Genomic DNA, 22276 nt, shown 5'->3' with positions numbered 1-22276 from the left:
AGCGGGCATACTAGCGTTAGACAGGTTGTCCTGTCAGCTTGTGTAAAGGGGCGGATTCCGAATGGGTAAAAGAAGCAAATCGAAACGCTTTATACAACAAGGTAAAGATTCAGTCAGTCTTCATGACGCACGCTTTCCTTATCGTTCGACACTTGAAGAAGCGTCAGACAGAGGGAATATGAAGACTGATGCTTCTGGAGGTTCATTGTGAGAAACGAACTTTTTGATCAAGCCAAATCGTTTACTGAAGAAGCTCTTACTTCTTCATTTTCATCTGGGTTAGAGCGTCAACAGGCAGTCAAGCGAGCGAAAAATGCCGTATCCTCTGCATTTGCCAATTCGACAGATGCAGAAAGAAACCAGCTGCATACCTTCCAAGACTTGCTTGATGATCTCTAACATAAAAAAGCTGTCCACATATAGATGGACAGCTTTTTCTGATTCCTGCACTTATTTGACTTGGAACGTTTTCTTCTCCGTGATTTGTTTCAGTCCTTCTGCTTTTCCTTTAAACGTAACGACTGCTTCGTACGTTCCGGGCTTTACACCGTTTGACCACGTATCTTGAAAATCATAGGCCTCGCCTTTTTTCAGTACAAAAGATTGGATGGCCTGTGTGAACATACGGTCTTTCGAATAGCGGTATTGTTCATTTCCGTTTTCGTCATACACACTAAGTTCGAATTTTTGGCTTGTGTTAAAAGTAAATTCAATATCTCGATCTGATTCATTTTTCAGTGACATGTTAAATTGAACTGAAGAACCTTTCTGGACGGGGTCTACTGTGAGCTCAACCGTTTTTTCTCCCATTTGACCGGATACCTCCTTGTCTGGTTCATCCTTTTTTTGTTGTCCACAAGCGGCTAAAACCAATAGAATGAGAAGAAGCACCAACCCTTTTTTCATCTGCTACCCACCTTTTAGTCTCGTCTGAAAAATCCAAGAATATTGGTTGTCTGCACAATATTTGTAAAGGCTTTTGGATCGACTTCTTTAATAATTTGTTCAAGTTCATACAACTCATACCTTGTAATAACGATCACCATCATTTCCTTTGGCTCGTTGGTGAATGCGCCTTTTGCAGGTACAGTTGTAATGCCTCTGACCATTTTTCCATAAATGGCCTCTTTGATTTCATCTGCTTTCTTCGTGACAATCATCGCTGTCAGCTTCTCATGTCTTGTATGGATGGCATCAATGACCCGTGTGGTCACATATAATGTGACAAGGGTATATAATGCTTTCTCCCAACCTTGTAATAATCCTGCTGTAAAAATGATGATTCCATTTAAAATGAAGAAATACGTACCAACTGGTTTATCCTTCCATTTCGCTAAAACCATAGCAACAATGTCGAGTCCGCCTGTTGATGCCCCGTATTTGAGCGTGATCCCAATCCCTACTGCGGATATGACACCGCCAAACACAGCATTTAATAAAATATCGTGGGAAACGCTCGTTTCTGGTAAAATACCAAGGAAAATGGTCGTCAGCGCAACACTGATGATGCTGTACAAAGTAAAGGAACGGCCAACTTTCATCCAGCCTAAAATGCCGACTGGAATGTTTAAAATAAATAATAGAATCCCTGTTGATACATAAAATGGCGCATATTGATCGATTAAGCTAGATAACAGCTGGGCTACCCCTGTAAAACCGCTCGCATATACGTCAGCTGGGATTAAGAATAAATTTAGTCCGATCGCATTGAGTAATGCACCAATAACGACGACAATGAGTTTTTTTGCTTCTCCAATGAACATGTTGTCATTCCTCCACTTACCATTCTCTCTATGGTTTTCCCTAAAATTTAGAATTTGAACACGAAAAGATGATATCTATGATATAGTTAGGCTAAAAAGATGTAAAATATGGCTTATTTTTTTAGAAAGAAGGGATTTATATGACTGTTCATATCATAGCAGACAGTGCTGCTGATCTGCCTCTTTCTTATTATGATGAACATAACATAACGCTCATTCCGCTTCGCGTATTGCTTGGCGAGCAGGAATTTGAGGATTTGATCACCATTGAACCAAAACAAGTATTTGATGCGATGAGACAAGGAGCCAGTCCAAAAACATCACAGGCTTCACCAAACCGAATCAAGGAAACGTTTGTTTCTGCCGCTCAAACTCATACATCTGCCATCTATGTCGCTTTTTCATCAGAGCTTTCAGGTACATACCAAACAGCTGTGATGATGGCAAACGAAGTGAAGGAAGAATACCCTGATTTTGATTTACGAATCATTGATTCTAAATGCGCTTCACTCGGCTATGGGCTTGCTGTCAAACACGCTCAATCACTTGCCATTGACGGAAATACAATACAAGAAATTGAAACGTCTGTAAAGCATTTTTGTGAATCTTTACAACATATTTTTACTGTAGACGATTTATCGTATTTAGCAAGAGGCGGAAGAATCAGTAAAGCGTCCGCATTTGTTGGCGGTTTGTTAAGCATTAAGCCCATTTTACATGTCGAAGATGGAAAACTCATCCCGCTTGAAAAAATCCGCGGACGTAAAAAGCTGCTGAAACGCATTATTGAACTAATGAAAGAACGCGGAACGGATTGGTCGAACCAAACGGTTGGTATTAGTCATGGTGATGATCCTGCACTGGCGGAAGATATGAAACAGCTGATCGAAGCCGAATTTCATCCAAAGGAAATTGATATTCAGATCATCGGCGCCGCTGTTGGGTCCCATTCAGGACCTAGCACGCTTGCGATCTTTTTTACAGGTAAATGACATAAAAAGCACCCTTCCCTGACACAACACGGGAAGGGTGCTTTTCTTATGAAAGTTTAAATCGCTGCACGGTTTCATTTAACCTTGCCGTCATACTCATCAATTCTTCGACCTGTTTGTTCATTTGATGGAACGATTGCAGCTGTTCATTGGCTGAAGCAGAAATTTCTTCGCTGCCAGCTGCTGTTTCTTCTACCACTGCACTAATATTTTCAATCGAGTGCAGTACTTGTCCGCCAAGTTCTGTTGATTGCATAATTTGGTCATTTAAGACCGCCATTTCTTGTTTAATATGCTGCGCTTTTGTTTCTATATCTTCAAAGGAGTGTGAGGTTTTGTCCATCGCATCCTGCTGCTGAAGTGAAAGCTTGACCCCTTCTTGAACAGTTTGACTAATGGATTGAATGCCTCTTTCAATATGACTGACCATGTCAAAGATTTGTCTTGTTGCATTAGACGATTCATCAGCAAGCTTGCGAATTTCATCTGCTACAACGGCAAAGCCTTTTCCAGCTTCACCTGCTCTTGCCGCTTCAATGGCTGCGTTTAAGGAAAGCAGGTTTGTTTGGTCCGCAATGTCAGAAACCGTTTTGGCCATGGCTGAGATTCCGCTGGCGTATTGCGTGAATTCTCCTGCTGATTCTTCGATTTGTCTCGTCGCATGTGTATTTTTTTCAATCGCTTTTTTTGTTTCTGTTAACGTGTGCTTTCCGCTTTCTACGGCTTCGATGGCATCCTCTGTACTGCGTATGACCGTTTGTGAGCGTTCGGAATTTTTACGTCCATGCTGGTCCATTTTCTCAATCAAGCTGACGCCGTGCTGGAGGTCTTCTGAAATTGCTTGTGACCCATTTGCCATTTCATCTGTTGAAACAGATACTTGATTCGCAGACTCCATCATCTTTTTATTTTCATCATCTAGATGGATCGAGAATGTCTCTACTCGGCTTGAGACATTGCTGATTTCTTTAATCAGACTAATCAGCTGATCTGTCATTTGATTAAAAGATTCATTCAAGCCGCCGATTTCATCCTTGCGCTGAATATCCATCCGTTCCACAGCAAGATTGCCTTCTGCTATCTGCTTTGCTCTGTAGGATAGTGATTTAATGGGTGTCACGATGGATCGCGTTAATCCAATATTCAAAAAGACGGCAATGACAATCAGTGTGAGGGCTGAGACGAGTGCACTTGTGATAATCCATTGGACATTGTCTGCTGCAGCCTCTAGATTTTGTTTATACGCTTCTTCTGCCCTTTTATTCATCGTATGCACATCGTTTAAAACGCCATCAATTCTTGCTGCCACACGTCTTGCATCCGATGCGTTTTTTTCACCAATGGCGTTGTTGGCTTCCTTGGTCCACGTGTCATATTTTGAATTTAACCTTGTTAATGCCTCTTTGTTCATATTTCCTGCATGTTTGTTTAACGTTTGCAGCTGTTTTTTTGCTGTAGAAATATCGTTTTGAACGATCTCTAGCTGTTCATCTGAGAGTGTCATCGAATAATTGGTCATGGCTTGCTCGACACTTTCAAAGCTTGCCTTCGTTTTTTGTACATTTAATAAGGTTTGGACATCTGTCTCATTTGATGATTGGATTTTTGTCATGCTGACAATGATAAAGGCGATAACGCCAACTGCTAAAAGAAGTGAGGTAAGTGAGTTGAGTAAAATTTTGACGCGTAAGCTCATGATGCGTCCCCCTCTTCTTTTAGAAGCGTCTGCTTCAGACCATTTAATTTTTTGGTCAGTGTCTCAGCATTTTTCAGTATCCGGATTTTTGCCATATCGATTCCATCATTGCTTAAGTCATAGACAACATGCCCACTTTTCATTTGATTGTTCTTAACGAGCTGTTCGCTGAATTGATAGACCACTTCATCGACTTTTTTCACCATAGACGAAATGACCGCTTTTTCAGCAGTATAGTACTGATCGCTGTCTACACCAATAGCATATTTCCCCTGTGACTGCGCTTCTTTTAATACACCGACACCTGAGTAGCCGGCTGCGGCATATAAAACGTCTGCTTTCTTTTTGATCATGTCTTTGGCTATTTTACTCCCCTTGCCTGCATCACTAAATGTACCGGCATAGGTAGATAAGATCTTGATTTTCGGATTGACTGATTTGGCGCCTTTTTGAAATCCTTTTTCAAAACGATGGATGACATCTGCGTCAACACCGCCAACAAATCCAATGACATCGCTTTTCGTTGTCATTGCAGCAAGTGCTCCCGCTAAATAGCTGCCTTGCTCTTCTTTAAACGTCACAGAGGTCACATTTTTCAGCTCAGATACGGCATCAATAAGCAGGAACTGCTTCTTCGGATATTTCTTCGCGACTTTTTCTAGGTCTTCTTGCATACTGAAACCTACACCAATGATGAGATCATTTCCATCTTTCACTAGCTCTGTCAGCCCTTTTTCATATGTATCAGTTTCTGCAATTTCTCTATAATCAAATTCAATGCCAAGCTCATCACGTGCTTTTTCTAATCCTTTAAATGATGAATCGTTAAATGATTGATCACCAAGACCATCATCTGTGAGCATAACGCCAATATGCTTCGCAGTTGATTTTGGCGCCCCTTCCTGTTGATTACCGCATGCGGCGAGCACCATAAGCATGGCTGCCATCAGAAGTAATGATATTTTCACTTTCATCCAAAAACACACTCCTTTTATCATCCTTACTCCTTTTTTATCGGATTTGAGGGGCGTTGTTTCAATGATATAGTGAAGGTTTTTCATGACTTTTTTCATAGAAAAAATCCATTATTTAAGACAAAAATAAAAAAGTGAGCAAATGCTCACTTTTAGATTGTTGACAAAGGGCTAAAATGATCTTGATTTTAGCCTTTTGTCTTCTTTTCAGCGTAATAGAAAACCTTTGCAGTCTAGGAAGGACGAGCACAGGAGCGCATACCTGACAACGAATGCGAGGGTTTGTCTACACGCTGAAAGTGAGCAAATGCTCACTTTTTCTCGTATGTCCAGCCTTCTTTTTGGTAAACTAGATCATTTTTCATGAGATGACCTAGTGCTCGTTTAAAGGCTGCCTTGCTCATTTGAAATCTTTCGCGGATATCTTCTGGATCACTTTTGTCTCCATAAGGCATGGCGCCGTTTCTTGTTCTCATATAGGTTAAAATTTCTTCTGCATCGACAGATAATGCATCCTGTTTTCTAGGAAGCAGAGAAACGTTTACGGTTCCATCCTCTTTCACTGCAATGACGCGTCCTGTAACGGTCGATCCTAATCTTGGCTCTTCCTTTCGTTCCGTGCGGTGAATAAACCCTCTCACGCCTGTATCTGTCAGCATAAAGGAACCTGTCGCAATTAAACGATAAATGGTTCCAGTGATTTCTTTGTTCATTAAGGTTTCTGGTGCCTCAGTGAACAATTCACTGATCACGTCTTCTGTGGCTGGTTTTGCGAACATTCTGCCGTAGCTCGTGACTTTCAGCATACAGTAGAGTTTGTCTCCTTTTTTCGGCCATGCTTCCTCAAAAGGCGGGAGATGTTCTGTTGCAACAAGTGCATCCTTTGACAGCCCAACATCGACAAATGCGCCCATGTCTTCTACCACGTCCACGACTTCTACCCAGCCGTATGTATGTGCGTTAATTGTAGGTATTTTCATCGTGGCAGCGAGTCTTTCTTCATGATCTACATATAAGTAGACCTCTACTTCATCTCGGTCACCAATATCTTCTGTCATTTCACTGCGGTGTAAGAGGACCGAATCTTCACCGTCTGTCAAAAAGTAGCCGTATTCCATTTCATTCTCTATTTGCAAGGTCAGTTGCTCACCTGGTCTCATGTTCTCTTCCTTCCTATCTGCCCATAAAAGAGCGTTCGTTCATCTTTTGATTCACTCTATTCTACTATACTTCTCCCCGCATGAACATCTCTAGTTCTGTTAGCTAAAGTGGACAAACTGGACACGATTTATACGGCTGGCGGCTGTACTCTTTGATAAAGTTTTCTTCTTCTGCCATTTGCATGATAAAATAGACGCAATATCTAAACTTGGAGGTCATGTGTGATGGCAAAAGAAAGCTCATTTGACATTGTATCGAAGGTTGAACTGCCTGAAGTGCAAAACGCTGTTCAAGCAGCACTGAAAGAAATTAAAAACCGTTATGATTTTAAAGGAAGTAAAAGTGATATTTCTCTCGAAAAAGAAGAGCTCGTTCTCATCTCTGATGATGACTTCAAACTTGAGCAGCTAAAAGATGTGCTTGTGACAAAGCTGATCAAACGAAATGTTCCAACTAAAAATATCGATTATGGAAAAACTGAGCATGCCCTAGGCGGTACAGTGCGCCAGCGTGCGAAGCTCATCAGCGGGATTGATCAAGACAACGCCAAAAAGATTAACGCGCTTATCAAGCAGTCTGGCATCAAAGTGAAATCACAATTTCAAGATGACCAAGTGCGTGTGACAGGGAAAAATAAAGATGATTTACAAGAGGTGATTTCTCTTATGCGCAAGGCTGATTTGCCGATTGATGTCCAATTTATAAATTTTCGATAAATTTCAAATTTTCCATTGATTATTTCTGCATTTTTCGTTACAGTTGATGGAAGTTCAATTCATTGACATGTTCATATTGCTTTCTTATCAAGAGAGGCAGAGGGACTGGCCCTGTGAAGCCTCAGCAACCGGTGTAGTAGAAGTCTATTTTCTATGACCAAGGTGCTAAATCCAGCAAGCAACTGCTTGGAAGATAAGGAGAAGAATTACGATACAGCCAAAAAGTCTTCTTCTTATCAGAAGGCTTTTTTTGTTACATAGAAATAAGGAGGAATACAATGGGCCTATTACAAGACTTACAAAACCGCGTACTGATAGCTGACGGAGCGATAGGAACACTTTTATACTCTTACGGCATTGACCGCTGCTTTGAAGAATTAAATTTATCGAAAGAGGATGAAGTGAAACGCGTTCACGAGGCATATGTGCAGGCTGGCGCTGACATCATCCAAACGAACACATACGGTGCGAATTATATTAAACTATCCCGCTACGGCTTAGAGGAAGAAACAAAACGCATCAATACAAAAGCGGTACAAATTGCAAAAGCAGCCGCAGGCTCTGCTTATGTACTCGGAACAATTGGCGGCATTCGGACGTTTAACAAAAATGCCTACTCTATAGAAGAAATCAAACGAAGCTTTAGAGAGCAGCTGTACATCCTATTAAATGAAGAACCTGACGGATTGTTGCTTGAAACGTATTATGACATAGAAGAAGCAAAGGCTGTTCTCCAAATTGCCCGCAAAGAAACGACTCTTCCGATTGTCATGAACGTCTCTATGCATGAACAAGGCGTTTTGCAGGATGGTACGCCGCTGAAGGATGGTTTATCTGAGTTATCATCTCTTGGTGCAGATGTTGTCGGCATCAACTGCCGGCTGGGCCCTTATCACATGATTCAGGCACTAGAGGGCGTTCCACTTTTGGAAAATTCGCATTTATCTGTCTATCCTAACAGCAGTCTCCCCTCTCTTGAAGCAGGCAGACTCGTCTATGATACCGATAACGATTATTTCCGAAAAAGTGCACTTGAATTTAGAAATCAGGGCGCACGTATTATCGGAGGCTGCTGCGGAACAACACCTCAGCATATTAGCGCAATGGCTGAAGCGGTCAAAGATTTAGCACCGATCACTGAAAAAGAAGTGAAGGTGTTAAAAGAAGAAATCATTTCCATCCAAGATCAGCGCACTGAACCAGGTCTTGATGAGCTGGCTGTGAAAAAACGTTCGATTATCGTAGAGCTTGATCCGCCGAAGAAGCTGAACTTCGAAAAATTTCTCGTTGCTGCAAATGAATTAAAGGATGCTGGCATTGATGCATTGACGTTAGCCGATAATTCTCTTGCGACTCCGCGCATTAGCAATGTCGCTTGCGGCGCATTATTAAAGCAGCAGCTCGATATGCGTTCTCTTGTTCATATCACATGCCGCGACCGTAATTTGATTGGCCTTCAATCTCATTTAATGGGGCTCGACACCCTTGGATTAACCGATATTTTAGCGATCACAGGCGATCCATCTAAAATTGGGGACTTCCCAGGCGCAACATCTGTATATGATTTAACCTCCTTTGATTTGATTCGTCTCATCAAACAATTTAATGAAGGCCTTTCTTTCTCAGGAAAGCCCCTTGGCAAAAAGACCAATTTTTCAGTGGCTGGCGCGTTTAACCCAAATGTGCGCCATATTGATAAAGCAGTCAAACGTCTTGAGAAAAAAATCGAATACGGTGCTGATTATTTTATTTCTCAGCCTGTTTATTCTGAGGAACAGCTTGTGAAAATTCATGAGGAAAGCCGCCACTTGGATAAACCGATTTACATCGGCATTATGCCATTAACAAGCAGCCGAAATGCAGAATTTATTCATCACGAAATTCCAGGCATCAAATTATCTGATTCTATTCGTGACATTATGGCCAAAGCTGGCGAGGATAAAGAAAAGCAGCGAGCAGAAGGCTTAGCGATTGCCCGCTCTTTATTAGATACAGCCTGCGAATTGTTTAATGGCATTTATTTAATTACTCCTTTCCTTCGATCAGATTTAACAGCAGAACTGACCACCTACATCCATCAGAAAGAAAAGGAGTCTAACGTCCATGTCAACTATCACTGAACAGCTCAAAAAACGCATCCTCGTGCTTGATGGGGCAATGGGCACAATGATTCAAAACGCCAACCTGACAGCAGAGGACTTTGGCGGAGAAGAGTATGAAGGCTGTAACGAGTATTTGAATGTGACAGCCCCTCACATCATCTCTAAGATCCATAGGGAGTACCTCGAAGCAAATGCTGACCTCATTGAAACAAATACGTTCGGCGCGACAGAGCTCGTCCTTGATGAATATGGGCTTGGCCATCTTGCCTATGAACTCAATTTTCGAGCTGCGCAGCTTGCTAAGGCTGAAGCAGACCGTTTCTCTACACCGGAGCAGCCTCGTTTTGTTGTAGGCGCAATGGGCCCGACAACGAAAACATTATCTGTGACAGGCGGCACAACCTTTAGTGAGCTCGTCAGAAACTATGAAGAGCAGGCCCGCGCTCTGATTGACGGTAAGTGTGATGCCCTTCTTTTAGAAACAAGCCAAGATATGCTGAATGTAAAAGCTGGATTCAAAGGGATTCAGGAAGCCTTTCAGCAGACCGGCATTCAATTACCACTCATGGTATCAGGTACGATTGAACCGATGGGCACCACCCTTGCTGGTCAGGATATCGAAGCCTTTTATATCTCTCTTGAGCATATGAAACCCATCAGTGTGGGCCTGAACTGTGCGACTGGTCCAGAATTTATGACAGACCACATCCGCACGCTCTCCTCCATCGCAAAGTCAGCGGTGAGCTGCTATCCGAATGCTGGTCTCCCAGATGAAGAAGGCCAATATCATGAATCCCCTGCTTCTCTTGCGAAGAAAATCGCCGCCTTTGCTAAGGAAGGCTGGTTAAATATCGTCGGCGGCTGCTGTGGGACTACACCTGCGCATATTCAAGCATTGTCAGATGAAGTACGCACGATTCAGCCGCGTCATATCACTCGAGAATCACCGCAGCATACCGTATCAGGAATTGAGCCCCTTATTTATGAGGATTCAATGCGTCCTCTTTTTGTAGGCGAACGGACCAATGTCATTGGTTCTCGCAAATTCAAACGGCTCATTGCGGAACAAAAGTTTGAAGAAGCAGCAGAAATTGCTCGTGCTCAGGTGAAAAATGGCGCTCACGTCGTTGATGTGTGTCTGGCTGATCCAGACCGTGATGAGGCAGCAGACATGGAAGACTTTTTACAAGAAGCCATGAAAAAGGTGAAAGCTCCTTTTGTCATTGATTCAACGGATAAACACGTGATTGAAAAGGCACTCACCTATTCTCAAGGGAAAGCCATCATCAATTCCATCAACCTTGAGGATGGCGAGGAACGCTTTGAAGAGATTCTTCCTCTTGTGAAGCTATATGGCGGTGCACTTGTTGTTGGCACGATTGATGAAATAGGAATGGCCGTGACAGCAGAACGAAAGCTTGAAATTGCTGTACGTTCTCACGATTTGCTAACGAAGAAATATGGAATTCCCGCAAGTGATATCATTTTTGATCCGCTTGTCTTTCCCGTAGGCACTGGAGACGAGCAATATATTGGCGCCGCTGAAGAAACGATCAAAGGCATTAAAATGATCAAGGAAACCCTGCCCGAGTGCCTCACCATTTTAGGCATTAGCAACGTATCTTTCGGACTTCCGCCTGTTGGCAGAGAAATCTTAAATGCCGTCTATTTGTATCACTGCGTGCAAGCAGGGCTTGACTATGCCATTGTCAATACAGAAAAGCTTGAACGCTTCGCTTCCATTCCAAAGGAAGAAATCAAACTAGCTGAAACCTTGCTTTATGAAACAAATGATCAAACACTAGCTGAATTCACCCAATTTTACCGCGGCAAAAAGAAAACGGAGAAAAAACCAAAGGTCTCCTTATCACTTGATGAAAGGCTGGCGCTCTACGTCGTCGAGGGAACGAAAGAAGGTCTCATCGATGATCTAGCCCTTGCTTTGGAGCATTATGAATCGCCGCTTCATATCATCAATGGCCCGTTAATGCAGGGCATGGCTGAAGTTGGTCGTCTTTTTAATCAAAACGAACTGATCGTAGCCGAAGTGCTCCAATCGGCAGAGGTCATGAAAGCATCTGTTTCGTTTCTTGAGCAATATATGGAAAAGCAACATGCAAGCGGGAAAGGAAAGATTCTTCTTGCGACTGTAAAAGGAGATGTCCATGATATCGGGAAAAACCTTGTCGACATCATTTTGAGCAATAATGGCTTTCAAGTGGTCGACCTCGGTATCAAGGTGACACCTCAAACATTGATTGAAGCTGTGCAAAAGGAAAAACCAGATATGATTGGATTATCAGGCTTACTTGTAAAGTCCGCACAGCAAATGGTACTAACCGCTCAGGATTTACAAAAAGCAAACATTTCTGTTCCTATTTTGGTCGGCGGTGCTGCCCTTTCTCGTAAATTTACAAAAATGAAAATTTCGCCTCATTATGATGGGCCTGTTCTTTACGCAAAAGATGCTATGGACGGACTGTCATTAGCCAATGAGTTAAAAGCAAATCCACTGCAATTTCAAACAAAGCCGCCAGAAGAGCCAGCGGCACCTATCAAGGAGAAAGAAGGAAAGCAGCCGAAAGCTGTCATTGAATTACTAGAAAAACGCGCATCTCTCCCGCAGGCACCGGTATTTACACCAGAAAATACCACACGCCATTATGTGAGGGACATCGATTTGCATCATATTATGCCATATGTGAATGAACAAATGCTCATTGGTCATCATCTCGGTTTAAAGGGAAAGGTCAAAACCTTATTATCTGAACAGCACCCAAAAGCATTGGAATTAAAACAGCTTGTCACAGATCTTCTAAACGAAGGCAGAGAGAAAAACTGGTTTGCGCCAGCATTTGTGTATCAATTCTTCCCTGCCAGTTCAGACGGGAATGATTTGCATATTTATGATCCCGAAGAACCTGACCGCATCATTGAAACGTTCCAATTTCCAAGGCAGGAGAAGCTCCCGTACCGCTCTATTTCTGATTATGTACGGAAAAGTGATGAAAACAAGAAAGATTATATTGCCTTATTCGCCGTCACAGCCGGCGCGCGTATACGTGAAGTCGCGCAGCAATTTAAGCAGGAAGGAGATTATTTAAAAATGCATGCTGTCCAAGCTCTGGCACTTGAACTTGCAGAAGGATTAGCTGAAAGAACCCACCAAGTGATTCGTGACAAATGGGGATTCCCTGACCCAGTCGATTTTACAATGGAAAAGCGATTCCAAGCGAAATATCAAGGGCAGCGCTATTCCTTTGGTTATCCAGCGTGTCCAAATCTTGAGGACCAGGAAAAGCTGTTCAAGCTGCTTCAGCCCGAAAAAATCGGCATCCATCTGACAGAAGGATTCATGATGGAACCTGAAGCATCTGTTTCTGCGATCGTCGTTTCCCACCCTGAAGCTCGATATTTTAATGTTCATTAAGACTAGAACCTCCGTCATTGGGGGTTCTTTTTTGATACACGCTGAGAGGAAAAGGATCTTCCTTTTCCTTTTTCTTATGCCTTCATATGGTACGATACATATAGATGAAATCAGCTAAGAAGGAGTTGCGTGTATTGGAAAACGTTGTACAACGAACTTTAACACTTGATGACATACCCGATCTTATCGCATTGTCAAAAGAGGTCGACTGGCCTGATTACAATGAGGATGAGCTTACATCTCTTTTAACAAACGGATATTTTACAGGTTTTTCAACAACAGATGGACAAGTGATCTCATGTGCGGGACTTTTCCAATATGATAAAGCAGCATCAATTGGTGCCGTTATTGTATCTGAGACGCATCGCGGCTTAGGCCTTGCGCGGAAAATGATTGACACCCTGCTTCGCCGGAGCGATCAAAGTGTTCCTGTCGTTTTAACTGCTACTGTACAAGGACAGCCCGTTTACGAAAAAATCGGATTTCAAACGGCCGGCTATATTCATACATACAAAGCACAGACCACGAATCCATCGGCTTTTCGTGTGTCAGGCGGGATTCACCTTTCTCCTGCGGATGAAGCGGACCTTCCATCTATTGAAGCACTTGACGAAAAAGGTGCAGGCACCAATCGATCAAGCTTTATAAGAAAGCGAATGGAACGAGCATCGTTCCGGCTGATCGCAAAGAATGAGCATCATGAAACAACTGGCTTTGCATTTGGCATCGAAACCCCTGCTAATCTAATGATTGGACCGCTTACAGCAAACGATGAACAAACCGCTCTCTCGCTCATCCAATCACTCATCTCGTCTTATTCAGGGGCAATTCGTTTAGATATGCAGGAAGAAACTGCTGAACGCCTGCATGAAACACTTGTTGAAGCAGGATTTACGAAAACAAACGTAGCCCATTTTATGATGATTCGCGGGAAAGAAAAACTGAATGATCCCGCCCTTTTCTATTTTCTTGCCTCTCAAGCATTTTCTTAAAAAACAAACAAGCTGTAGACACTTAATGTCTACAGCTTTTCTATTACTTCTCCCCAACTGACGAAAGAACATGAGCGAGTGCATTTGTGACCTTCCCATGCTCTGATGCATGCGGGCGGTCATCACCATCTCCATAGCCATAATCAATCATTCGATTACGATTTAAGCAAAGCTTTGTCAGCTTCGGCTGGAATAGATCAAATAATTCAAAACGGTCTTTTAGCTGCGGAAATTGCTTTTGATACTGCTGAATTTCTTCCGCAAGCAAACGCCAAAGAGTCGTTTCATCTAACAGATTGTGATTGTCTAATACGTTGGATACATAACGCAGATTGCAAATAAATAATCCTGTAAAGATAAATTGTACTAGACCTTCTGGCGGCTCACTGCGCAGCACTTCTTTTAAATCTTCTTCTAATGAAGCTAATTCAGGCAGCGGCTGGTCACTTATATTCACATCATCAACGAAATCTTTGATCGCCAAACGATGCGGCTGATGATTTTTTAACACAAGAATTGTATTTTGCCCATGCGGTGAAAAGACTGTGCCGTATTGATACATAAAGTGCAGCAGCGGCGGCATCACGACATGGAAGAACTTCGCCATCCATTCTTTTGCTGAGAGACCTGATTTTTCAATCAGCTGCTTGATATACGGCTCACCTTCATGATCCTCGTAAGTAAGTGCCGCAAGTGTAACAGGGCTCTCCCCCTCTTCTAAGTACGTATAAATGCTTTCTCTAAAAATGACACCGAGCATCTCAAGATATTGATATGGCGCACCAGGCAGTTTGCTGTAGTATGGATGATCGACATTGATACTTGCATTCTCACCTGGTAAAATGACGCGGCACACATCAGATAAAAATGAGTCTTGATCGGCAATCCCTTTAATATGCGCTGTAATGCGCGGGGCAATGACCGTACGTTCTGATGGGAGTCCACGGTACACGAGCGTATTTAAAATACTCATTGGCAGTTTAATATGATGCTTGTCTTTATTTGAGATATTTGTAAAGGTTCTGATCGACTGCTGCGGGATATATTGATCCAGCCCCTCTCCCAAATACACAATCCGGCGCAAGGCCAAATCTTCAGGGAAATGCTGAATAATCATATGCGTCCACTGCCACTGATGGACAGGCATCATATAATAGTCAGCTGCATTCAGTCCTTCATCCTTTAACACACGCTGAAATTGACGAATCGTGACTTCATCTAATTCTTTAGCGATCACCTGCTCATAGTTTTCATGATCGACTGCATGGAATGTCGCAAGCTCTCTATGTACAGCAATCCAAGACAGCCGCACACATTCCTGCCGTTCTGGTGCATAGGCTAAGTAATCATCGTAGCTGAATCCTATACGTCCTTTGTTATACACAATCCAAGGATGGCCTGTCATTTCTCCTTCAATCCATGCATAATCCGTATCTGTCAGTTCATCCGCACGAAGTGCTTTTTTCGACAGCAAATGGACATCGGCTAACAAAGTATGGTGAAGCTCTTTGATAAGATGGCCTGTTGTGTCAGAAGACATTGGAATGATCGGCTGAATGTCTAGTAAAAACACAATGGCACTGACATCCTTTGACCATTTTCCATCTTGACAGTACTCAATTGATTCAGCGATTGTATCAAAACTATCAAACAACCGAGGTTTTGCCAGATAACGATATTTCTTATGTTCGTGAATGATTAATTCATACTGCGCGATGCCATCCTTACAATCCAGCTCAACAGGATGAAGCATGTCCTCATACATATATTCAGACAGCATTTTTGCCACCATTCGCTGGTTTGCCTTTTTCCAAGCAGCAGGATTCACCGCTTTTTTCAATTCATCTTGTACACTCATCGCTTCATCCTCCTTATCCTTTCATTTCTTCAAATGTGTGTGCGTTCTTGTGTGTACCAAATGTCTGGAAGACGTGCTTTTGATAAAGTGGATACACAGTTTGACGAGCAAGTTCATTGATGATCACACTGTTTCGATAAGCCCCCAGCCCCAAATCTGGTGCGCCGACCCCATGTGTATGAAGCTCTGCATTTTGTACAAAAATATCATTTTCACCCATCATATTTGTTTTCAAACGATATTCACGTTCAACTTGGAATCTCCCTTGATCATCCCATTGAATGTGATGAGAAATAGGGTTGATAAATGGCGGCAGAACGGATTGGTAGCCAGTCGCCAATACGACAATATCCGTCTCATGTGTAAAGGATTCTTCCTTGACCCATTGCGTGCATGAAAGTGATAACCCGCCCGCTGTTTCCTCAATCAAGTTGACCTCTGTCATGGCTTGAAGCACTGTGTTCAGCTGGTTTCCGCAGGCAGAACGTTCATAAAGCAAATGATAAATATCACGAATCATCGCCGAACTGATGCCTTTATACAGCAAGTCTTGCTGTTTTAATAACGCATCCTTTTTGGCTTGCGGAAGCTCATAAAAGAAATCAATATAGTCAGGGGAGAAATACTCAAGTCCAAGGTTTGAATATTCCATTGGGAAAAATCCTTTTGATCGTGTAAACCAGTGAATATCCTTTGCCTCATCATCTGATAAAATGTCATAAAACACTTCTGCCGCACTTTGCCCAGAGCCGATAACTGTTACAGATTTCCCTTTGAAACAGCCTTCTTTCTTTCGTTTTAAATAGTCAGCTGAGTGAAAAACCTTCTCTCCTAAAGCTGGCTGGAGCGATGCGGGTATCGCCGGCTGCGTGCCAATTCCTAAGACGAGATGTTTGCTTTCAAACACCTCTACAGTTTGGTTCTTTACATGACGGACATGCACTTCATAGCGCTTTTCCCCTGCCTTTTCAATCAGTGAGACAGATTCGACGTTCATGCCAAATCGGCAGGAATCTAACTGGTCAGCGACCCAGCGGCAATAATGACTGTATTCCTTGCGCGGGATATGGAAGTCCTCTAGAAAGTAAAATGAATACAAACGGTTTTGTTCCTGCAAATAGTTGAGAAAGCTATATTTGCTTTTCACATCTGCCATGCTGACAAGGTCCGCTAAAAATGGGACTTGCAGTGTTGTCCCTTCAATGAGCATCCCTGGGTGCCAGTGAAAGGCTTCACTTCTTTCAAAAAACAAAGCGTTGATTTCATTTACCTCTTCAGATAATGCGGCAAGCCCCAGGTTAAACGGGCCAATGCCGATCCCAATTACATCCACTATATTATTTTGCTTGTTGAACCGCGTCATGGTTATACTTCCTTTCGAATCGTTCTCGATCACAAAACATCAAAAGACCTGTTTTGTCGGGTAAAGTAACTGGTTTTACACGTTCGAAGCCGCATTTTTCAAATACATGAATCATTTTTTCATTGCGAATATCCGGCTCAGCAACGATTTTTTCTGTTCGTTTGTTCTGCTCAAATTGAAATGCTGTCATTGCCTGAAGGAGCGGCGCAGCAAATCCTTTCCCCACATAATCCGGCTCCCCTATTAACAGGTGGATGCCTTGATCATGCGGAGAAGGCTCATAGTAGGATTCAATGATATCCCCTTTGACGTTATAAGCCTCAAAATAACTCATTGGTGTCCCATCAATCGTGCCTAAATAAAGGGTTTGATGCGGATCATGTATCGCCTGATAAAAATGCTTTTCAAAAGCAGGAAACGGAATATTCAAATGCCAAAATGGGTGAACGTACTCTTCTTGCATCCACTTATGGACAAGCTGGACATCTCTTTCATATTCAGCACGAATAAACCTAATACGATGCCTCATCCAATCAGCGCCTCCTTATGTAAAAAGAGCGGATTCAAGACAGCCGTGTAACGAGATTGTGTTTCCAGAGATCCGGTCAGCTCATCCATATCTTCAAATCGTGTCAGCAAATTCGCTTTTGAAGGAAGTTCTTTTGAGCGGAGAAGGCTGTTAGTCAGATCAGATGCTCCGTATGTCTCCTCATGAGCGAGTAATGTATCTCTCACAAGTGCCAGCAAATCTTCTTCCTTTGCAAGGCCTTCTGTGCCAAAGCCATTAATGAGACCAAATAAATGATTAAAGAAGAAATAATAACGAAGTCTCTCAACGGCTACTTCATCCGCACAAATGGTTTCACTTCTTACGCTCAAGTTTTGAACTAGATTCGCGAGCTTATCCTTTTTCGATTCACTATAATAGTAGCCTTGGTTGTCACGGTAATAGAAGGTCTCTGGATAACCATCCTTCATTTGCACAACAGCATTTTGCTGATGGGCCTCTAGTGCAAGACCATACGTTTCAAACAGCCAGAGCATCGGCTTTAACGAAATAGTCAAATATTGTTTAAACCAATCTTGGCTGACCGCTTCTGTTGACCTGCCTTCTGCGCCTGCAAGTTTATGAATAATTCCTGCTAATCTCGATTTTCCTCCGTACGCATGATCCTGACACAGCCCAGCAATTAAGCTTGCGCCTTTTTCACGATGCAAGAATGGATTTTGACGAATGACCACTTCAAAGCCAGATTCCGCTTCATCTCCTCGAATAGAGAGATATGCAGGATCTTCAATGACCCGGAATCCAGAGAATTTTTCATATAAAGAAACGCCTAATTCTGTTTTTAAGATGCGGGACATCTCTACTCCTCGATCCAGTTCCTTTTGTTTATTGATGCGTAACGAGTTTGTAATTTTCACAGGAACAGAGAATTTGAGCATGTAAGCAGAATCCTTTTGATAGACCGTTCTAAAAGATGAGGTCGCTGTGTATTCAGACCCGAGCGGTCCTAAATAAGTCAGTTTCCCCTCCTCTATATAACGCTTCACGAATGTCTTCTCCATGACCACTTTGACTTGCAGCGGATGAATCGGAATGAGCACATATTCTCCGTTTTCTGTTAACCTATTCAGCCTCTCTGTTTCTTCTGGCACCTGACGCGAAAGCTCTTCTAACATGAGGCTTGCCGCAGATTGTGAAATAGACGAATCCTGTAGCACAATCGAATGGTGCGCTTTAAAGTAATGAAGCTGGAAAGCTCCTTTCAGCTCAGGAGAATAGACGGCTTCCTCCTCTTCTGTCATCCCTTGTCTGCTTTTTGGTGTAGGATGTGTTAAATGTCCAAGGAAAAGTGACTGCTCAGCCTCGATGTACTCAAAATCAGCTTGAGATAAAGCAGCTTGATCACTTTCTCTCTCCCGTAAAAATCGTTCAATATTTCGGCAGCTTAAAATGATGCGAAGCATGAATTCATCCTCTGCATCTGTGCGGCCATATGCAATGAGAAGCTCCTTTGAACATAATGCAACAAGTGTCGTGTAATCGACGACCGTTCCCTCTTTTTCGCTGCCACTTGGACGAAAGCGAATCGGAAAATCAAAGAGATGGCGGCCTACAGATGAAAAATATCGGATCGGAATCACAAGCTCAAGGTCTTGCTTTGCTAGTTTTGCCACGAATACAAGCGAACCATCTGCTTTCGTCTCTTTTTTTGCAGATCGATCGATTCCTGTTTCACGTAAAAAACAGTTTAAAAAGCTTTGCATAGTTGCATTTTCAGCCATTTGTTTATATTGACTCAACGTAGTACCCTCCCGGATTGAATATGAGCGATCCCGATATCAACGATGTCAGAAAGGATTTCCTCAATATGTGTGATTGTCGTTCTCGGATTTAACAAAGTGAATTTTAAGCACGTTTGACCATCCACCACTGTTTTCGCAATGACAGCAGTTCCTGATTTGAATAACGTTCGATGGATGATTTTATTGATGTCATCCGCCCCCTTAAATCGAAACACAACTGCATTGATTTCTGGTTCAGGATTGATCACTTCAAGGTGATCATTTCTCTCGATAAGCGCAGCCACATCCTTCGCAAAATCAATGGTATGGTCAATAATGTCACCAAACCCTTCCTCCCCAATCAGACGAAGAGAAAGAAGCAATTTCAGTGCGTCGAACCGGCGCGTCGTTTGGACAGATTTATGGACAAGATGTAGTATTCCATCCAGTTCATCTTCTTTTGGATTAAGATAATCTGCATGATAATTGATCAAGCCGAAATGTCTCTTATCCTTCAGCAAAAATGCCCCGCAAGAGATCGGCTGATAAAATTGTTTATGAAAGTCAATCGTGATGGAATCAGCAAGCTCAACACCGTCTAATTTATCTCGGTAGTTTTCACTTAATACAAGCGCTCCACCATAGGCAGCATCTGCATGAATCCACAGACCATATGGCTTGACGATGTCATACACATCTCGAACCGGGTCAATACTGCCAAAATCAGTTGTCCCGCAAGTCGCCACTACCGCAAAAGGCAGGAGATCCTGTTCCTTTAACTCAACAAGTTTCTTCTTCAAATCGTTGAGGTCCATGCGGTGATGCTCATCTGTCTCTACTAGAACAACTGCCTGCTCCCCTAAGCCTAGCTGTGATGCAGATTTTTTCACAGTGAAGTGAGCATTCTTAGAGCAAAGAATTCTCAGGCGGTGAGCCTCACTCGGCAAGCCTTTCTGCTGAACATTCCATTGCCATGTGTTTTCACAAAATGCATCTCTTGCAAGAAGCAGTCCCATGTAGTTAGATTGGGTGCCACCGCTCGTAAATGTTCCATCTGCTAGATTTCCATAAGAAAACTTCGCACATAGCCACTTTAAAATTTCCTCCTCAACCAAAGATGCAATACCGCTTTGATCGAAGGAATCCATTGATTGGTTAAAGGAGCTTACCATCACCTCTGCGGCAAGAGCAGGTATGAGCGGCGGGCAATGCAAATGTGCCAAGCATTTAGGATGCGATACATCAACGAGATGCGGCAAAAGATGCTGCTTTATATCTTGAAAGACAGATTCCATTGATTCGCCAGACGGTTGAAACTGAAATAAGGATTCGACACTAGCCGCTAATTTCCCAGGCAATATTCCGCTGTATGGTCCTTGGTCTTTTTGCCACTGATCCAGTAAGCTGTCGATAGATGTATGAATAGCCGCTCGGAAGGACTCTCTTCCAAGCTGGCTTTGATTGATAAATAATGAATCCACAGAAGCTTTAGTTGATTGCATCGTAAACGGCCTCTTTGAAAATGGCGATGACTTGTTCAAGCTGTTCTTCTGTCATGATCAATGGCGGTAAGAATCGAATGACGCTACCGAAACGGCCTCCTGTCTCTACAATTAAGCCTTTGTCGAAGCAATTCTTTTGAATGAGACTTGCTAGCTCAGGATTTGCTGGATAACTTCCATCCACATCCTGCTTTTCATTTGGATTGACAATTTCAGCACCAATCATTAATCCTCTTCCTCGAACATCACCGATAGCAGGTACATTTTTTTGAATGTCTTTTAAATAAGCCTGCATGCGATTCCCTAACTGGTCTACATGATCCAGCAGATTGGTTTCTTTTATAAATTTAAGCGTAGCAGTTCCTGCAGCCATCGCCATTTGATTTCCTCTAAATGTGCCAATGTGTGCACCTGGATTCCATTGATCCAAATCTTGATCATAAATCACAACTGAAAGCGGCAGGCTTCCACCAATGGCTTTAGATAATACAATAACGTCTGGCACAATTCCTGCATGTTCAAAGGCAAACATCTTACCTGTTCGGCCAATGCCTGATTGAACCTCATCGATAATGAGCGGAATGCCTTTTTCTTTTGTGATTCTTCTCATTTCTTTTATCCATTCAATAGATGCTGGAATTGAGCCTCCCTCACCTTGCACAGCTTCAAAGATCATACCTGCTGGCGGAAGAATACCACTTTCAGGATCATTTAATACACGCTCAATATAAGAACTGGAAATACGGTGTGAATCTTTCCCGCCAATACCAAATGGGCAGCGATATTCATATGGATAAGGCATGAAATGCACATCTGGAATTAACCCTTGCACTCTTTCCTTTGGAGACAAATTTCCGCTTAATGACATCGTGCCATGTGTCGCACCGTGATAAGCACCGTGGAAAGAAAGAATGGAACGATTACCTGTCGCTGTCTTGACTAATTTAATCGCAGCTTCTATGGCATCACCGCCAGTTGGTCCACAAAATTGAATTTTCGCTCTCTTTGCAAACTCTTCTGGCAGGTGAGAAAAAATTTCATTCACAAACTCTTCTTTAATTTCTGAGGTTATGTCCAACGTATGCAATGGTCTTTTTTCATGAAGCATACGTTCAATAGCTTCTATAACAACCGGATGATTGTGACCAAGTGCAAGTGTTCCTGCGCCTGCCAGACAGTCATAAAACTCTCTGCCATCTGCATCTGTCACGATCATACCCTCGGCTTTTTGCATGGCTAATGGGAACCGTCTCGGGTAAGACCTTGCATTAGATTCTCTTTGACTTTGCTGCTCTAAAAATTGCTGATTTTTAGAAACGGTTTTGATGGACATAATAAAACACTCCTCCAATTGATAAAGATTATCATTTTCATTTATTAGCCTAGAGGATGTGAGATAGGAAAGTCAATTGTATTCAAAAAGATGATTCAAAAAGCA

General features: G+C 42.6%; 18 protein-coding genes and 1 riboswitch. Of the genes, 7 read left to right on the top strand and 11 right to left on the bottom strand.

Annotated elements, in window-relative coordinates:
- The first annotated feature begins 61 nt into the window (after positions 1-61).
- Entirely contained in the window at positions 62-211 is a 150-nt protein-coding gene (locus MHI08_RS05380; RefSeq protein WP_024425069.1) for a hypothetical protein, read from the top strand.
- Positions 208-399 carry a DUF3813 domain-containing protein gene (locus tag MHI08_RS05375; protein WP_024425070.1) on the top strand — a complete coding sequence of 64 codons (192 nt, stop codon included), beginning with the start codon at positions 208-210 and terminating at the stop codon, positions 397-399. Before MHI08_RS05380 ends, MHI08_RS05375 begins: the two co-directional genes overlap by 4 nt.
- Before the next feature lie 51 nt (positions 400-450).
- Here MHI08_RS05375 and MHI08_RS05370 read toward each other — a convergent pair whose 3' ends face one another.
- Complete coding sequence (locus tag MHI08_RS05370) at positions 451-906, bottom strand: BsuPI-related putative proteinase inhibitor (RefSeq protein ID WP_048238454.1); 456 nt, start codon at positions 904-906, stop codon at positions 451-453.
- A 14-nt stretch (positions 907-920) separates the two neighbouring features.
- Positions 921-1763: a YitT family protein gene (locus tag MHI08_RS05365; protein ID WP_056766136.1), complete on the bottom strand. Its 843-nt coding sequence runs from the start codon at positions 1761-1763 to the stop codon at positions 921-923.
- Positions 1764-1903: 140 nt separating this feature from the next.
- Here MHI08_RS05365 and MHI08_RS05360 point away from each other — a divergent pair, with 140 nt between their 5' ends.
- Complete coding sequence (locus MHI08_RS05360; protein ID WP_024425073.1) at positions 1904-2755, top strand: DegV family protein; 852 nt, start codon at positions 1904-1906, stop codon at positions 2753-2755.
- A 46-nt stretch (positions 2756-2801) separates the two neighbouring features.
- On the opposite strand, the gene MHI08_RS05355 is transcribed toward MHI08_RS05360, so the two are convergent.
- From MHI08_RS05355 to MHI08_RS05345, 3 genes are all read right to left on the bottom strand, one after another.
- Entirely contained in the window at positions 2802-4451 is a 1650-nt protein-coding gene (locus MHI08_RS05355; RefSeq protein ID WP_034621787.1) for a methyl-accepting chemotaxis protein, read from the bottom strand.
- Complete coding sequence (locus tag MHI08_RS05350) at positions 4448-5425, bottom strand: BMP family ABC transporter substrate-binding protein (protein WP_024425075.1); 978 nt, start codon at positions 5423-5425, stop codon at positions 4448-4450. Before MHI08_RS05350 ends, MHI08_RS05355 begins: the two co-directional genes overlap by 4 nt.
- Positions 5426-5736: 311 nt before the next feature.
- On the bottom strand, positions 5737-6585 hold the full coding sequence (locus tag MHI08_RS05345) for a S1 RNA-binding domain-containing protein (RefSeq protein WP_025093387.1): 849 nt from the start codon (positions 6583-6585) through the stop codon (positions 5737-5739).
- A 225-nt stretch (positions 6586-6810) separates the two neighbouring features.
- On the opposite strand from MHI08_RS05345, the gene MHI08_RS05340 reads away from it, so the two are divergent.
- The 4 genes from MHI08_RS05340 to MHI08_RS05325 all read left to right on the top strand — a co-directional run bounded on the left by MHI08_RS05340 (position 6811) and on the right by MHI08_RS05325 (position 13826).
- Positions 6811-7302, top strand: a complete 492-nt coding sequence (locus MHI08_RS05340; RefSeq protein ID WP_012009527.1) for a YajQ family cyclic di-GMP-binding protein — start codon at positions 6811-6813, stop codon at positions 7300-7302.
- A gap of 81 nt (positions 7303-7383) precedes the next feature.
- Positions 7384-7502: riboswitch (SAM riboswitch) on the top strand.
- A gap of 78 nt (positions 7503-7580) precedes the next feature.
- Positions 7581-9422, top strand: a complete 1842-nt coding sequence (locus MHI08_RS05335; RefSeq protein WP_342500070.1) for a bifunctional homocysteine S-methyltransferase/methylenetetrahydrofolate reductase — start codon at positions 7581-7583, stop codon at positions 9420-9422.
- Positions 9406-12834 carry a methionine synthase gene (gene metH, locus MHI08_RS05330; RefSeq protein ID WP_342500069.1) on the top strand — a complete coding sequence of 1143 codons (3429 nt, stop codon included), beginning with the start codon at positions 9406-9408 and terminating at the stop codon, positions 12832-12834. The genes MHI08_RS05335 and metH overlap by 17 nt, the downstream gene beginning before the upstream one ends.
- A 134-nt stretch (positions 12835-12968) precedes the next feature.
- Positions 12969-13826: a GNAT family N-acetyltransferase gene (locus MHI08_RS05325; protein WP_070325692.1), complete on the top strand. Its 858-nt coding sequence runs from the start codon at positions 12969-12971 to the stop codon at positions 13824-13826.
- Positions 13827-13869: 43 nt separating this feature from the next.
- Here MHI08_RS05325 and MHI08_RS05320 read toward each other — a convergent pair whose 3' ends face one another.
- From MHI08_RS05320 to MHI08_RS05295, 6 genes are read right to left on the bottom strand one after another with little or no spacing between them, the layout of a single operon-like run.
- Entirely contained in the window at positions 13870-15684 is a 1815-nt protein-coding gene (locus tag MHI08_RS05320) for an IucA/IucC family siderophore biosynthesis protein (protein ID WP_342500068.1), read from the bottom strand.
- Positions 15685-15697: 13 nt separating this feature from the next.
- Positions 15698-17047 (bottom strand): lysine N(6)-hydroxylase/L-ornithine N(5)-oxygenase family protein, encoded by a 1350-nt coding sequence (locus tag MHI08_RS05315; RefSeq protein WP_342500067.1) that lies wholly within the window; start codon positions 17045-17047, stop codon positions 15698-15700.
- Positions 17022-17576: a GNAT family N-acetyltransferase gene (locus tag MHI08_RS05310; RefSeq protein ID WP_024426511.1), complete on the bottom strand. Its 555-nt coding sequence runs from the start codon at positions 17574-17576 to the stop codon at positions 17022-17024. The genes MHI08_RS05315 and MHI08_RS05310 overlap by 26 nt, the downstream gene beginning before the upstream one ends.
- A complete protein-coding gene (locus tag MHI08_RS05305; RefSeq protein WP_342500066.1) occupies positions 17573-19354 on the bottom strand; it encodes an IucA/IucC family protein in 1782 nt (593 codons plus the stop codon). Before MHI08_RS05305 ends, MHI08_RS05310 begins: the two co-directional genes overlap by 4 nt.
- Positions 19351-20838 (bottom strand): aspartate aminotransferase family protein, encoded by a 1488-nt coding sequence (locus MHI08_RS05300; protein WP_342500065.1) that lies wholly within the window; start codon positions 20836-20838, stop codon positions 19351-19353. Before MHI08_RS05300 ends, MHI08_RS05305 begins: the two co-directional genes overlap by 4 nt.
- The gene (locus tag MHI08_RS05295; RefSeq protein WP_024425084.1) at positions 20825-22171 is read right to left on the bottom strand and encodes an aspartate aminotransferase family protein; all 1347 of its coding nucleotides are present in this window, start codon (positions 22169-22171) and stop codon (positions 20825-20827) included. Before MHI08_RS05295 ends, MHI08_RS05300 begins: the two co-directional genes overlap by 14 nt.
- Positions 22172-22276: the final 105 nt, after the last annotated feature.

This window comes from Bacillus sp. FSL M7-0791 (assembly GCF_038627085.1).
GTDB lineage: Bacteria > Bacillota > Bacilli > Bacillales > Bacillaceae > Bacillus > Bacillus safensis.
This window is presented reverse-complemented; position numbering and strand designations above follow the sequence as displayed.

Excerpts from the sequence above, each read along its gene's own strand:
- MHI08_RS05365 (WP_056766136.1), bottom strand. The coding sequence starts at position 1,763 with ATGTTCATTGGAGAAGCAAAAAAACTCATTGTCGTCGTTATTGGTGCA.
- MHI08_RS05315 (WP_342500067.1), bottom strand. The coding sequence starts at position 17,047 with ATGACGCGGTTCAACAAGCAAAATAATATAGTGGATGTAATTGGGATC.
- MHI08_RS05340 (WP_012009527.1), top strand. The coding sequence starts at position 6,811 with ATGGCAAAAGAAAGCTCATTTGACATTGTATCGAAGGTTGAACTGCCT.
- MHI08_RS05320 (WP_342500068.1), bottom strand. The coding sequence starts at position 15,684 with ATGAGTGTACAAGATGAATTGAAAAAAGCGGTGAATCCTGCTGCTTGG.
- MHI08_RS05345 (WP_025093387.1), bottom strand. The coding sequence starts at position 6,585 with ATGAGACCAGGTGAGCAACTGACCTTGCAAATAGAGAATGAAATGGAA.
- MHI08_RS05355 (WP_034621787.1), bottom strand. The coding sequence starts at position 4,451 with ATGAGCTTACGCGTCAAAATTTTACTCAACTCACTTACCTCACTTCTT.
- MHI08_RS05360 (WP_024425073.1), top strand. The coding sequence starts at position 1,904 with ATGACTGTTCATATCATAGCAGACAGTGCTGCTGATCTGCCTCTTTCT.
- MHI08_RS05295 (WP_024425084.1), bottom strand. The coding sequence starts at position 22,171 with ATGTCCATCAAAACCGTTTCTAAAAATCAGCAATTTTTAGAGCAGCAA.
- MHI08_RS05310 (WP_024426511.1), bottom strand. The coding sequence starts at position 17,576 with ATGAGGCATCGTATTAGGTTTATTCGTGCTGAATATGAAAGAGATGTC.
- MHI08_RS05380 (WP_024425069.1), top strand. The coding sequence starts at position 62 with ATGGGTAAAAGAAGCAAATCGAAACGCTTTATACAACAAGGTAAAGAT.
- MHI08_RS05335 (WP_342500070.1), top strand. The coding sequence starts at position 7,581 with ATGGGCCTATTACAAGACTTACAAAACCGCGTACTGATAGCTGACGGA.
- metH (WP_342500069.1), top strand. The coding sequence starts at position 9,406 with ATGTCAACTATCACTGAACAGCTCAAAAAACGCATCCTCGTGCTTGAT.
- MHI08_RS05370 (WP_048238454.1), bottom strand. The coding sequence starts at position 906 with ATGAAAAAAGGGTTGGTGCTTCTTCTCATTCTATTGGTTTTAGCCGCT.
- MHI08_RS05350 (WP_024425075.1), bottom strand. The coding sequence starts at position 5,425 with ATGAAAGTGAAAATATCATTACTTCTGATGGCAGCCATGCTTATGGTG.
- MHI08_RS05300 (WP_342500065.1), bottom strand. The coding sequence starts at position 20,838 with ATGCAATCAACTAAAGCTTCTGTGGATTCATTATTTATCAATCAAAGC.